This window comes from Microbacterium gorillae (genome assembly GCF_050990725.1).
GTDB classification, from domain to species: domain Bacteria; phylum Actinomycetota; class Actinomycetes; order Actinomycetales; family Microbacteriaceae; genus Microbacterium; species Microbacterium gorillae_A.
In genome coordinates this window covers 3438579-3450704 of sequence record NZ_CP158844.1, presented here as the reverse complement: position 1 = coordinate 3450704, position 12126 = coordinate 3438579, and the positions used below count along the sequence as shown (strand labels likewise).

General features: G+C 66.2%; 15 protein-coding genes. 10 read left to right on the top strand and 5 right to left on the bottom strand.

The genetic code is table 11. The features are described from left to right. Window positions 1-10 precede the first annotated feature (10 nt). The 3 genes from ABTV68_RS15985 (at window position 11) to ABTV68_RS15975 (ending at window position 2797) form a co-directional block, all read left to right on the top strand. On the top strand, window positions 11-931 hold the full coding sequence (locus ABTV68_RS15985) for a DMT family transporter (protein WP_433674686.1): 921 nt from the start codon (window positions 11-13) through the stop codon (window positions 929-931). Next, a complete protein-coding gene (locus ABTV68_RS15980; protein ID WP_433674685.1) occupies window positions 928-1401 on the top strand; it encodes a hypothetical protein in 474 nt (157 codons plus the stop codon). The genes ABTV68_RS15985 and ABTV68_RS15980 overlap by 4 nt, the downstream gene beginning before the upstream one ends. Before the next feature lie 109 nt (window positions 1402-1510). Beyond that, complete coding sequence (locus ABTV68_RS15975) at window positions 1511-2797, top strand: aspartate kinase (RefSeq protein WP_433674684.1); 1287 nt, start codon at window positions 1511-1513, stop codon at window positions 2795-2797. 148 nt (window positions 2798-2945) lie between these two features. On the opposite strand, the gene ABTV68_RS15970 is transcribed toward ABTV68_RS15975, so the two are convergent. Continuing rightward, window positions 2946-3248 carry a YciI-like protein gene (locus ABTV68_RS15970; RefSeq protein WP_433674683.1) on the bottom strand — a complete coding sequence of 101 codons (303 nt, stop codon included), beginning with the start codon at window positions 3246-3248 and terminating at the stop codon, window positions 2946-2948. A 66-nt stretch (window positions 3249-3314) separates the two neighbouring features. Here ABTV68_RS15970 and ABTV68_RS15965 point away from each other — a divergent pair, with 66 nt between their 5' ends. From ABTV68_RS15965 to ABTV68_RS15950, 4 genes are all read left to right on the top strand, one after another. Beyond that, complete coding sequence (locus ABTV68_RS15965; RefSeq protein ID WP_433674682.1) at window positions 3315-3773, top strand: GNAT family N-acetyltransferase; 459 nt, start codon at window positions 3315-3317, stop codon at window positions 3771-3773. A gap of 84 nt (window positions 3774-3857) precedes the next feature. After that, the gene (locus ABTV68_RS15960) at window positions 3858-4091 is read left to right on the top strand and encodes a FitA-like ribbon-helix-helix domain-containing protein (RefSeq protein ID WP_433674681.1); all 234 of its coding nucleotides are present in this window, start codon (window positions 3858-3860) and stop codon (window positions 4089-4091) included. Continuing rightward, on the top strand, window positions 4078-4488 hold the full coding sequence (locus ABTV68_RS15955) for a type II toxin-antitoxin system VapC family toxin (protein WP_433674680.1): 411 nt from the start codon (window positions 4078-4080) through the stop codon (window positions 4486-4488). Before ABTV68_RS15960 ends, ABTV68_RS15955 begins: the two co-directional genes overlap by 14 nt. A 39-nt stretch (window positions 4489-4527) precedes the next feature. Then, window positions 4528-5001: a hypothetical protein gene (locus ABTV68_RS15950; RefSeq protein ID WP_433674679.1), complete on the top strand. Its 474-nt coding sequence runs from the start codon at window positions 4528-4530 to the stop codon at window positions 4999-5001. A gap of 166 nt (window positions 5002-5167) precedes the next feature. On the opposite strand, the gene ABTV68_RS15945 is transcribed toward ABTV68_RS15950, so the two are convergent. From ABTV68_RS15945 to ABTV68_RS15930, 4 genes are all read right to left on the bottom strand, one after another. Further along, window positions 5168-5734 (bottom strand): hypothetical protein, encoded by a 567-nt coding sequence (locus tag ABTV68_RS15945; protein ID WP_433674678.1) that lies wholly within the window; start codon window positions 5732-5734, stop codon window positions 5168-5170. Between the two features lie 62 nt (window positions 5735-5796). Further along, complete coding sequence (locus tag ABTV68_RS15940; protein WP_433674677.1) at window positions 5797-6819, bottom strand: LLM class flavin-dependent oxidoreductase; 1023 nt, start codon at window positions 6817-6819, stop codon at window positions 5797-5799. A 42-nt stretch (window positions 6820-6861) separates the two neighbouring features. Beyond that, window positions 6862-7674, bottom strand: coding sequence for an ABC transporter permease subunit (locus ABTV68_RS15935; RefSeq protein ID WP_433674676.1), 813 nt, complete (start codon window positions 7672-7674; stop codon window positions 6862-6864). Beyond that, window positions 7671-8621, bottom strand: a complete 951-nt coding sequence (locus tag ABTV68_RS15930) for an ABC transporter ATP-binding protein (RefSeq protein WP_433674675.1) — start codon at window positions 8619-8621, stop codon at window positions 7671-7673. The genes ABTV68_RS15935 and ABTV68_RS15930 overlap by 4 nt, the downstream gene beginning before the upstream one ends. 174 nt (window positions 8622-8795) lie before the next feature. Between ABTV68_RS15930 and ABTV68_RS15925 the strand changes: the two genes are divergently transcribed. The 3 genes from ABTV68_RS15925 to ABTV68_RS15915 all read left to right on the top strand — a co-directional run bounded on the left by ABTV68_RS15925 (window position 8796) and on the right by ABTV68_RS15915 (window position 12111). After that, on the top strand, window positions 8796-9863 hold the full coding sequence (locus ABTV68_RS15925) for an aspartate-semialdehyde dehydrogenase (RefSeq protein ID WP_433674674.1): 1068 nt from the start codon (window positions 8796-8798) through the stop codon (window positions 9861-9863). A 135-nt stretch (window positions 9864-9998) separates the two neighbouring features. Next, a complete protein-coding gene (gene mqo / locus ABTV68_RS15920; RefSeq protein ID WP_433677630.1) occupies window positions 9999-11414 on the top strand; it encodes a malate dehydrogenase (quinone) in 1416 nt (471 codons plus the stop codon). Window positions 11415-11670: 256 nt separating this feature from the next. Beyond that, a complete protein-coding gene (locus tag ABTV68_RS15915; RefSeq protein WP_433674673.1) occupies window positions 11671-12111 on the top strand; it encodes a pyrimidine dimer DNA glycosylase/endonuclease V in 441 nt (146 codons plus the stop codon). The last annotated feature ends 15 nt before the right edge of the window (window positions 12112-12126 follow it).

Below are 12126 nucleotides of genomic sequence, written 5' to 3'. Positions count from 1 at the left end.
ATTCTCACTGATGAGCGGGTTCACCCGTCGAGGGTGGCTGCTGTTCGCGGCGATGGGACTGCTCTGGGGAATCCCGTACCTGCTCATCAAGATCGCTGTCGATTCGTTCTCACCACCCGCCATCGTCGCTGGACGCACCCTCATCGGCGCTCTTCTGCTCCTGCCGTTCGCCGTTCGTTCCGGTGCGCTGAAACAGGCGGCGAAGAAGTGGCCGTGGGTGCTGGCATTCGGGCTCATCGAGATGGCCGGACCGTTCCTCCTGCTCGGCCACGCTGAGCAGTCGCTGCCGTCCGGTCTCACCGGACTCCTCGTCGCCACGGTGCCCCTGTTCGCGACGCTCATCGCGCTCGGAGGCGGTGACCGCACAGCGCTGCGGCCAGTGCGCGTCGTGGGCCTTCTCCTCGGGCTCGGCGGCGTCGCCCTCATCGTGCTCGGCCCGGGGGTCGGCATCAGCGAGGGCGGGCTCTTCGCGGTGGGAGAGGTGCTCCTGGTCGCGCTGCTCTACGCCATTGCGCCGTTCGTCATCGCGCGAAAGCTCGCGGACGTGCCCTCGATGGGGTCGATCTGCCTCGCCCTGATCGTTGTCGGCGTCGGCTACCTGCCGGCCGCGATCCTTACGACACACACGGTGCCGTCGATGCCGAGCGTCATCAGCCTCGTGATGCTCGGCGTCCTGTGCACCGCCGTCGCATTCCTGGTCTTCTTCGCCCTCATCGCCCAGGTCGGTCCGGTGAACGCGCCCCTGTTCACCTACATCAACCCCATCGTCGCCCTCGGGCTGGGCGTGATCATCATGGGTGAGCCGTTCGGTCCCGGTCTCCTCGTGGGAGCCCCGATCGTACTCGTCGGCTGCTGGCTCGCCGCGACCGGAGGACGGCTGCGCCCGCGTCCGGAGACGCCCGCCCCGGAAGACGCTACGCTCACGCCATGAAGCACAGCAGACATCTGGGCTCTCTCTCGTTCTGCGAGGATGGCGACGAATCCGTCGTGGATGCTGCCGTCACCATCGCCCAGCGCCCCGCTCCCGCGACACTCGTGGTCGCTGATGTCGCCGCCTTCGACGAGGCGGCAGTGCAGCGCCTTGACAGCGTGCTCGATGGCCTCGACGAACACGACACCTCGGCTCGCGAGCGCATCGCCGCCGACCTCGGCGAGGACGGCACCACGGTTGCCGAGTACTGGCGCTTCTTCCACGACGAGGTCGAGGGCTGGCAGGATCGCACACCGGGGGACTTCCTGGACGCGCTGGTCGTGGTCCGCGTCGGTATCTTCCCGGACGGTGCCTGGGCGAGGGACTCCGTGCTCAGCATCGACTACGGCATCGAAGACCCCGAGACCGATCAACTCCTGGTCGCACGCTTCCCCGATGGACAGACGCCCGTGATCAGCTGGGAGAGCTGACCGCGCGCTCTGCGTGTCGACAGGCCGTCACATGGCAGAAGCGGCATGCGCCGCCTCGTAAACTGGTGTTTCAGTGAGCAGATCGCTCAACATTCACAGGAGTTGCCCCATGGCGTTGATCGTGCAGAAGTACGGCGGATCCTCGGTCGCCGACGCGGAGAGCATCAAGCGGGTCGCCAAGCGGATCGTGGACACACGTCGTGCCGGACACGATGTCGTGGTCGCCGTGAGCGCGATGGGTGACACCACCGATGAGCTTCTCGACCTCGCGAACGCCGTGGCACCGATCGCGGCGCCGCGTGAGCTGGACATGCTGCTGAGCTCGGGCGAGCGTATCTCGATGGCACTGCTCGCCATGGCGATCCACTCGATGGGGTTCGAAGCACGCTCGTTCACGGGCAGCCAGGCCGGCATGATCACCGACGCCCATCACGGTGCGGCGCGCATCGTTGACGTCACTCCGGTGCGCCTGCGTGAGGCTCTCGACGAGGGCGCCATCGTCATCGTCGCCGGCTTCCAGGGCTTCAACCGCGACACCCGCGACATCACCACGCTCGGTCGCGGCGGATCCGACACCACGGCCGTCGCGCTCGCTGCCGCGCTCGACGCGGATGTGTGCGAGATCTACAGCGATGTCGACGGCATCTTCACCGCCGACCCGCGCGTGGTCCCGCATGCCCGCAAGCTCGACACCGTCTCCAGCGAGGAGATGCTGGAGCTCGCGGCCAACGGCGCGAAGGTGCTGTACATCCGCGCGGTCGAGTACGCGCGTCGTCATGGCGTGCTGATCCACGCCCGCTCCTCGTTCTCATCGAACGAGGGAACCTATGTTCTTGGCGAGGGCATGAAGAGCCCGCGCGCAGCTGAGGGAGATGCAATGGAAGAGCCCGTCGTCGCCGGTGTCGCCACCGATCTGAGCCAGGCCAAGGTCACCGTCGTGGGCGTTCCCGACGTGCCGGGTAAGGCCGCCGACATCTTCACCATCGTCGCCAAGTCCGGCGCCAACGTCGACATGATCGTGCAGAACGTGTCGGCCGCCAGCACCGGTCGCACCGACATCTCGTTCACGCTCCCCAAGGCCGACGCCGCCACCGCGATCCGGGCTCTGCAGGGGGAGAAGGAAAGCGTCGGGTTCGAGAACCTGCTGCACGACGACCAGATCGGCAAGCTGTCCGTCGTGGGTGCCGGCATGCGCGTCCACTCCGGCGTCTCCGCGACTCTCTTCGAAGCGCTGAGCAAGGCCGGCGTCAACATCGAGATGATCTCCACCAGCGAGATCCGCATCTCTGTCGTGCTGCGCGCGTCCGACGTCGCCTCCGCCGCTGCGGCGGTGCACACCGCGTATGGGCTGGACGCCGAGGGCGAGGCCACGGTCTACGCCGGCACCGGTCGCTGACCACAGCCACGCACGAAGGTCCGAGTCCGACGGGACTCGGACCTTCGTCATTTCCAGGTGGCGCGAAGAGCTTCCATCCCTCGGGGCCGGTTGACGTGGCCCATACACGCAACCTAGGGGGAGAAGCGCGCTCTGCTCAATGCGAACATCAGGGGCGCACCGGCGTGGCTGCGATCTCGCCCACCACCGTCGTCCACGGCTCGGCTGTCCAGGACACGACCACGCCGGCGTGCACGTACGGATCCTCCGCGGCGAACCTCCGCGCGTTCTCGAGCGCGTCGTCGCCCTGGAAGATGATCAGCCCGGTCGTCGGGACCTCACCGACCGCACCGCCGACGAGCAGTTCGCCTCGCGCCACCGCCTCCCACGCATAGGCGAGGTGAGCGGGCCGATGCGCCTCGCGCGAGGTGAGGTAGTCATCGGCATAGGTGTACTGCAGGACGGCGTGCATGTGTGCCTTTCGTCGGCGGATCACCGAGTTTCGCGCCGGGCGGCACGCGATGATCTACTGGAGGTCATGGTGACCATTGTGCCCGCAGATTTTGCCGACGTTCGTGTGATCGCGTTCCTGGAGGAGCACCTGCGCGATATGGAGCCGACCGCACCGAAGGAGAGCCGCCACGCGCTCGATCTCACCGGCCTGCAGGCTCCAGGTGTGCGTGTCTGGACGGCCCAGGACGAGGGCGCCGTGGTCGGCACCGTCGCGCTCGCGGCCCTCGAGGACGACCACGAGGAGCTGAAGAGCATGCGCTCCGCTCCGGCTCGCCGTGGTCAGGGAATCGGCCGCACGCTCTTGGAGTACGCGCTCGACGACGCCCGCAGCCGCGGCGTGCGCAGCATTTCGCTCGAGACCGGGAGCGGTGAGTTCTTCGCCGCCGCCCGGTCCCTGTACCTGCGTGCCGGTTTCGAGGAGTGCGGACCCTTCGGCAAGTACCGCCTGGATCCCCACAGCGTGTACATGACGCGCCAGCTGTGACCCACCACGTCCGCTTCGTATTGACGGTTCTCCGGGCTCCACAGTGATGAAGCACGACGCAGGCAATGCAGCTAAAATGCATGCATGTCCGTAACCATCACTGTTCGCAACGTTCCCGATGACGTGCGCGACGAACTCGCCGCGCGTGCGGCGCGGTCGGGCCACTCGCTCCAGGAGTTCCTCAGCATGGAGCTGCGTCGCATCGCCATGAGCCCCAGCGCCGCGGAGGCGGTGTTGGAGGCGCGAATGAACGCGCAGACGTATCCGGCGCTGACCATGACCGACATCGTCGCCGCCGTGAACGATGCACGACGCTGAACGTCTCGTGGTCGATGCCTCGGTGGTTGTCGCCGTGGTAGCCAGCGGGTCAGCACGTGTCATGGAGCTGGCGCGTCGGCTTGCGCAGGCGGACCTCTACGCGCCGGCGGTTCTTCCTGCGGAGATCGATAGTGCGCTACGGGGCCTCGAACTCGGCCGCAAGCTCACGAGGGTGCAGGCGGCAGCTGCTCGCCGACACGCGCATCGTCTCCCCATTGAGTTGTGGCCGTGGGAAGTGCTGGGCGAGCGGGCGTGGGAACTGCGCCACAACTGCAGCACGTACGACGGCGGCTACGTCGCCCTCGCGGAACGGATCGACGCCCGCCTGGTTACGGGTGATGCTCGCCTCATCGCTGCGCACGGCGTCCGCTGTCCCGTCGACGTCATTGAGATCTGAACCCGTCAGCGGACACTGCTAATAGTCAGGTGACAAGGGGTGATGCCGGCGGGCTGCCGCGCATCAGCGCTTGTCGGCGACCACACCGAAAGCTATCGTCGGCGCATGAGGGGTGTTCTTGCGGGCTGTGCGCTCGTGGTGCTGGTGTTGCCGCTTACCGGATGCGTGGGTGACTACATCGCGAGCGGCGAATGCGCGGATCTTGCCGACGAACTCACACCTCTCATCGAACATTCGCTGGGTGAGCGTCCCGCGCTCGACAGCACGTGGGGTGACGGCTCGATGATGCCGTGGTGCCTGATCGACTTCACCACGGCTGACGCCTATCCAGCCGACGATGGGCGCCTTGGTGCGCTGAAGTCCAAGGTCGCTGCTCAGGTGGAAGGTTGGCGGAGCGGTGTGATCGTGAAAATCCACACGGGGACCGACGCGAGTCTCGAAGTCCGGTCACCCACGGAGTATGACCGATCCGTCAGGGGCACGCGATCCTCGAACAAGGCGACGACCAAGTAGGGCGAGAGGCGCGCTTACTGGCGCTTGCGCAGCGCCTTGATCCACGCTCAACCTCAGCGAGCTCCTGCCCTGGCTGCTGCAGGATCTCAACCGACGGGTTGTTCCCGACGATCTCTCTGATCGTCGAGTTCACGATGTCGGTGCCCGGTTCAGACGGGCACCATCGTCAGTAGTCGGGAATGACCACGTCGAGCTGAGCAAAGGCGCTCGGAATGCGTCGTTCGATGCCGCGCCCGAGCTCCAACCCGGCGACGATGAGGTAGGGCGCATTGAAGTTCATGATCCTCGAGACGAACCCGCCCACCTCATCGACCACGACGGTCATCTGCATCGAGTGATCCAGCGGGTGGTGAGAGGTGATGAGGAGTGATCGGTTGCCGAGCTTCTCGACCAGGCGGGGTTGAAAAGCACCGGGGTGCTGGCCCCAGATCATCAGAGTCTCGGGGAAGACGAGCGCGAGCGGCAACAGCGGCGCGTCCACGATCGAGGTAGCGTGCGCGATGAGACTGCCGTTGTCGAACATTCTCCCGTCGCGGAACTCATGTACATCACCCGCGTCGGAGCAGGCAAACCAGTTGCCGTCGTCTTTGTCGATCTCCAGGTGCCATTGGGTGATCACCGTCGATTCCTGAACGATGACTCGGGCATGGAACCGTCGAGCCGTGAGGCGCGACATGACCTCGTTGAGGACATCCGTCGATTCGGCCCGCGTGAGCACGCGATCGAAGATCATGTGGTCGTGCCGGAGACGGGTTCGTGGTCCATGGGTTCGCAGTACCCATGGACCACGAACGGTCAGCGCCAGCCGAGGGCGGGGGCGACGTCGCGGATGATCGACTCGATCACGTGGGTGTTGTACGCCACTCCGAGCTGATTCGGCACCGTGAGCAGAAGAGTGTCTGCCGCGGCGATCGCCTCGTCCTCCGCCAGCTCTGCGATCAGCGTCTCGGGCTCTGCGGCGTAGGAGCGACCGAAGATGGCCTGGCCGGAGTCGATGTAGCCGATCTGGTCGTTCTTCTCGCGATTCAGGCCGAAGTAGCGGTGGTCTTCGGGCGTCGTGAGCGCGAAGATCGAGCGGCTCACCGAGACGCGCGGCGTGCGCTCGTGTCCCGCCTCTTTCCACGCATCGCGGAAGAGTTCGATCTGACGACGCTGCTGCACGTGGAAGGGCTCGTCCGACTCATGATCCTTCAGCGTGGAGCTCATCAGGTTCATGCCGGCGCGGGCGGCCCACTCCGCCGTGGCGTTGGAGCCGGCGCCCCACCAGATACGCTCGCGCAGACCGGGGGACTGCGGCTGGATGCCCAGCGGCCCGCCGTGCGGGTTCGGGAACATCGGGCGCGGGTTCGGCTCGGCGAAGCGCGCACCATCGATCACCTGCAGGAACACCTCGGTGTTGTGACGGGCCGCATCGGCCATGGTCATTCCTTCGGGGGCTGCGTAGCCGAAGTGCTTCCACCCGTCGATGACCTGCTCGGGTGAGCCACGGCTCACACCCAGCTGCAGTCGGCCATCGGAGATCAGATCGGCGGCTGCCGCATCCTCCGCCATGTACAGCGGATTCTCGTACCGCATGTCGATCACTCCGGTGCCGATCTCGATGGTCGAGGTCTTCGCGCCGATCGCCGCCAGCAGCGGGAACGGGGAGGCCAACTGCTGCGCGTAGTGATGCACTCGGAAGTAGGCGCCGTCCGCGCCGATCTCCTCTGCCGCGACCGCGAGATCGATCGACTGATGCAGCACGTCGGAAGCCGATCGCGTGCCGGAGTCGGGATGGTCGGTCCAGTGCCCGAACGACAGGAATCCGATGTTCTTCATGATCGATGCAACCGAATGGATCTCGGCTTCATTCCCGATCCGTCAGCTCAGTCGCGTGATGATCCGCTCGCGGCTGACGGAGCGCACGACGAGCGAGAATACGACCACGTCCACCAGGAGGAGCACGCCCGCCGCGATGACGGCGACCCAGAGATCGAACAGCATCAGACCGGTCGCCTGGCCCACGATGAGAGCCAGGACGGGCAGGATCACGAGTACCGAGAGTCCCTGGGCGCCCTGCATGGTGCTCGACCGGCCCGAGATGGCGACGATGAGCGTGATCGCGAGCACCGCCACGAGGGGGACGAGAAGGAGGATCACGACGTACCACGTCGGTGTGGGGAAGAACGCGCCGCCCATCACCGGTCCGCCAAGCACGTTCACCACGATCGTGTACAGGACGAACGACGCCCACGCGACACCGACGGACGGGATCAACGAGGCGAGCACCTTTCCGAGCACCAGTTCGCGATCGGTGAGCGGCGTGTACAGCAGACCCTCGATCGTGCGCCGCTCCTTCTCACCCACGAACGCGGATGCCGCCGTGACGGAGGCGACGAGAATCGGGATGAGGAGGAACATCGGGGCCATGAAGAACACGATCACGGCGTAGATGATCGTCTGCTGCGTGGTGAACCCCTCAGGCACGAATCCCGGCGGAAGGTTCTCGAGGAACGGGCGCACACCGTTGATGGAGGACAGCAGCACCGGGTTGCCACCGAGCACGATGATCGCCGCCGGGATGAGTACCACCAGAACAAGGGGCACGACGAGGATCGGGGCGAGCGCCTGCTTATTGCGGACCACCTCGAGGAGGTCCTTGCGGACGAGGGTCAGCACGCGCTGGCGGTTCATGCGACGACCTTTCCGGATTCGATCGCGTTGCGACGAGCATCGGCGACGGTGGCGAAGTAGAGGTCCTGGACGGTGGGTCGTTGCGGAACCGCCGCGCGAATCGGGATGCCTCCGGCGGCCAGAGTCGCAATCGCGTGCTCAGTATCCGCATCCGACGCTGACTGCACCTCGATGCCTGCGGAGGTCACCGTGGCGTCCGGAACGAGGGCGGCAGCGCGGGCAGGGTCTCCCGCCACATCGATCCGCACCGGCGTTCGCGGCCATCGCCGCGCGATCAGCTCGCTGATGTCTCCCTGCGCCACCAGGGTTCCGCCGACGAGCACGCCGACATCGGAGCAGAGGGTGTCGAGCCCCGCCAGCTGATGCGTGCAGATCACAACTGTCAGGTCGGTATCGCGCATGAGGGCGGTGAGGTCGGCGATGAGATCTTCGGTGGCCTCCGGATCCAGACCGGCCGTCGGCTCGTCGAGGAAGAGAAGCTCAGGGCGCGGGAGGAGGGCGCGTCCCACCGCCATCTTCTGGCGCATGCCCTTGCTGAAAGACCCGACGGGGGAGGAAGCCCGATCGGTGAGCGACATCATCTCCAGCACCTCGTCGGTACGCCGTCGCGCCTCGGATCCGCGCAGGCCGAAGAAGCCTCCCCACAGCTCCAGGTTCTCGCGCGCAGTGAGACTCGTGTAGAGCTCCGTGTCTGTCTGCACGCCGATGCGCTGACGGACTCGGTCGGCGGTGGCGGACGTGAGCTGTTCGCCGAAAACGGAGATCGTCCCCGCAGTCGGGGCGATGAGACCGGTGACGAGTCGGAGCGTCGTGGTCTTCCCGGCACCGTTCGGGCCGAGGAGCCCGTACGCGCGTCCCGGACGGACGTCGAGATCCAAACCGCGAACGACGGTGCGTTCGCCATACCGCTTCTCCAGCAATCGCGTGCTGACCACGGTTTCGGTCATGATCACTCCCTCCGGGTTAGTTCTAGTTTAACTATAACTAATCAAACGGCCTCGTCGATCGCGGTCACAGGAATCAGCACGGGGCCGTGTCGCGGGTAAGATCGCCCAAACGGCAACGTACGCCGAACGCTGGGCGCGTGCGGTTGCGCGCGTCCCCTATTCGAAGGACACGACATGACGCGCATCTCCGATTCCGGATACTCCGTCGCCATTGTCGGTGCCACCGGTCAGGTCGGCACCGTGATGCGCGAGATCCTCATCGAGCGTGCGTTCCCGATTCGCGAGCTGCGTCTGTTCTCCACGGCCCGCTCCGCCGGCACCGCCATCGAGTTCGGTGGACAGACCGTGATCGTCGAGGATGTCGAGACCGCGGATCCCGCCGGCGTGGAGATCGCGTTGTTCTCCGCTGGAGCCACCGGATCCCGCGCGCACGCGCCCCGCTTTGCTGAGGCCGGCGCCATCGTCATCGACAACTCCAGCGCCTGGCGGATGGACCCGGAGGTTCCCCTCGTCGTCAGCGAGGTGAACCCCGAGGCCACGGTCAACCCGCCGAAGGGCATCATCGCCAATCCCAACTGCACCACCATGGCCGCGATGCCGGTGCTGAAGCCGCTGCACGAGGCCGCCGGCCTGCAGCGCCTCATCGTCTCGACCTATCAGGCGGTCTCCGGATCGGGCCTTGCGGGTGCGCAGGAGCTCTTCGGTCAGGTCGAGGGCGTGCTCGCGCAGGGACCCGAGAAGGTGCTGAACCTCGTTCACGACGGTCGCGCCGTGGACTTCCCGCAGCCGGAGAAGTACGTCGCCCCGATCGCCTTCGACGTGCTGCCCTTCGCGGGCAACCTTGTCGAGGACGGTGACAACGAGACCGACGAGGAGAAGAAGCTCCGCAACGAGAGCCGCAAGATCCTCGGCATCCCCGATCTGCTCGTCGCGGGCACCTGCGTTCGTGTCCCCGTCTTCACCGGGCACTCGCTCTCGATCCACGCCGAGTTCACCGAGGACATCACGCCTGATCGCGCGCGCGACATCCTGGCCGCAGCCCCCGGCGTGGCGCTCGAGGAGATCCCGACGCCGCTGCTCGCCGCGGGCAATGACCCGAGCTACGTCGGTCGCATCCGCCAGGACCAGTCCGCGCCGGAGGGCAAGGGCCTCGTTCTGTTCGTCTCGAACGACAATCTGCGCAAGGGAGCGGCTCTGAACGCCGTGCAGATCGCGGAAGTGGTCGCCGGCAACCTCTCCTGATGATCGCCCTCCGGTGGGGTGGGCGCCGTTCGTCCGCCCCACCGGGATCTTCGTCGTGCGTTTCGAGGGTCAAACCCGGCCTAGACTTGTCTGGTGACCGAAACCGTAGACGTCGTCCTCATCGGCGGTGGCGTGATGAGCGCCACCCTGGGCACCTTCCTCTCGGAACTGCAGCCCGACTGGAAGATCACCGTCTTCGAGCGACTGAGCGAGGTCGCTGAGGAGAGTTCCAACGCCTGGAACAACGCCGGTACCGGACACTCCGCTCTGTGCGAGCTGAACTACATGCCGGAGGCGAAGGACGGATCGCTCGACCCGGCCAAGGCCATCAGCATCAACGAGCAGTTCCAGCAGAGCCGTCAGCTGTGGTCGAGCCTGGTGGAGCGTGGGGTGCTGCACGACCCGTCCTCGTTCATCAACACGGCCCCGCACATGACGTTCGTGCGCGGTGACAAGGATGTGGACTACCTCCGTCGTCGGTACGAGATCCTCAAGGAACAGCCCCTCTTCGAGGGCATCGAGTTCTCCACCGACTCACGTGTCATCAACAAGTGGGCGCCGCTGCTCATGCAGAAGCGTGTCGCGGGGGAGTCGTTCGCGGCAACCCGCGTGCCCAACGGAACGGACGTGGACTTCGGCGAGGTCACCCGTCAGATGTTCGCGAACCTGGTCGACAAGGGTGCCACCCTGCAGACCAACACCGAGGTGAAGAGCCTCAAGCGCATGAAGGACGGCACCTGGCGCATCAACTATCGGCGTTCGCTGGGCAAGACGCCGGGCGAGATCCGTGCGCGCTTCGTGTTCGTCGGCGCCGGAGGCTGGGCTCTCAAGCTGCTGCAGAACTCGGGGATCCCGGAGATCAAGGGTTACGGCTGCTTCCCGATCGGTGGGCAGTGGCTGATGACCAGCAACCCGGAGATCGTCGCGCAGCACCGGGCGAAGGTGTACTCGCAGGCCGCGGTCGGTGCGCCCCCGATGTCGGTGCCGCACCTGGACACTCGCGTAGTCAACGGAGAGACCAGCCTGTTGTTCGGCCCGTTCGCGACCTTCACGCCGAAATTCCTCAAGCAGGGACGCCTCACCGACATCGTCACGCAGGTGCGCTTCGGCAATCTGTTCTCGATGCTGAACGTGGCCTTCACCAACTTCAGCCTGATCAAGTACCTGGTCTCGGAGCTGGCGAAGAATCACCGCCGCAAGGTCGAGAGCCTGCGCGAGTTCATGCCCACCGCGAAGGACGCCGACTGGAAGCTGCTCCAGGCCGGTCAGCGCGCGCAGGTGATGAAGGGCGGCAAGCTTCAGTTCGGCACCGAGGTCGTCGCACACAAGGACGGCTCCATCGCCGGTCTGCTCGGTGCCTCGCCGGGTGCGTCCACCGCCGTGTCGATCATGCTCGACCTGCTGAAGACCTGCTTCCCCGACCGCATCGAGGCGTGGCAGCCCGAGCTGAAGAAGCTCATCCCCAGCTACGGCGAGAAGCTCAACGGCAACCCGAAGGCCGCCGCCGCCGAGTTCGCCGCCACGGCGGAGACCCTCCAGCTTTCGGCCTGAGGTTCAGCCGTCGCGGGTGGTCTCACCATCCGTCGACGCCGGGGCGCTGACGTGCGGCTTCTGAGACCGGTGAGCGGTGTGGTCTCAGAAGCTGTCGCTGTCGGCGCGCATCGGCGCAGTTTTTGAGACCAGCCAGGGTGGTCGTCCGCCTGTGGCGACGGGCATCTGGCGGCGGCGACGGGCATCCTGGCGATGGGGTTCCTGGCAGCGGCGGGACCAATGATGGGCATCGGGCGGCGGCTAGTAGTCTCGAACCATGCGCCTGTGGTCCCTGGCTCCGTCCATCCTCGACCGTGCGGCGCTCATCGCGTGCTGGCGCGAAGGGCTGCTGGCGCAGAAGGTGCTGGCGGGCGGAACTCGGGGCTACACTCGCCACCCGCAGCTGGAGCGTTTTCGCGACGCCGCTGACCCGGCCGCAGCGATCGGTCATTTCCTCGGCGCGCTGCAGGTCGAGGCGACCGCGCGTGGATACCGGTTCGACGCCACGCGCATCGGCGTCGCGGATGCGGACAATCCGCTCATCCCCGTGACGGAGGGTCAGCTCGCCTACGAGCTCGAATGGCTGCGGACCAAGGTGATCGTGCGTGACCCCGAGTGGCTTCCTCGTCTGACCTCCGCGGCTGCGGCGCCCTCCTTTGTGGCGGTTCCCGGTCCGATCGAGGCCTGGGAGCGGGGCGTCCCGCTTGACGCCTCGTAGGCGCATCGCGCGACG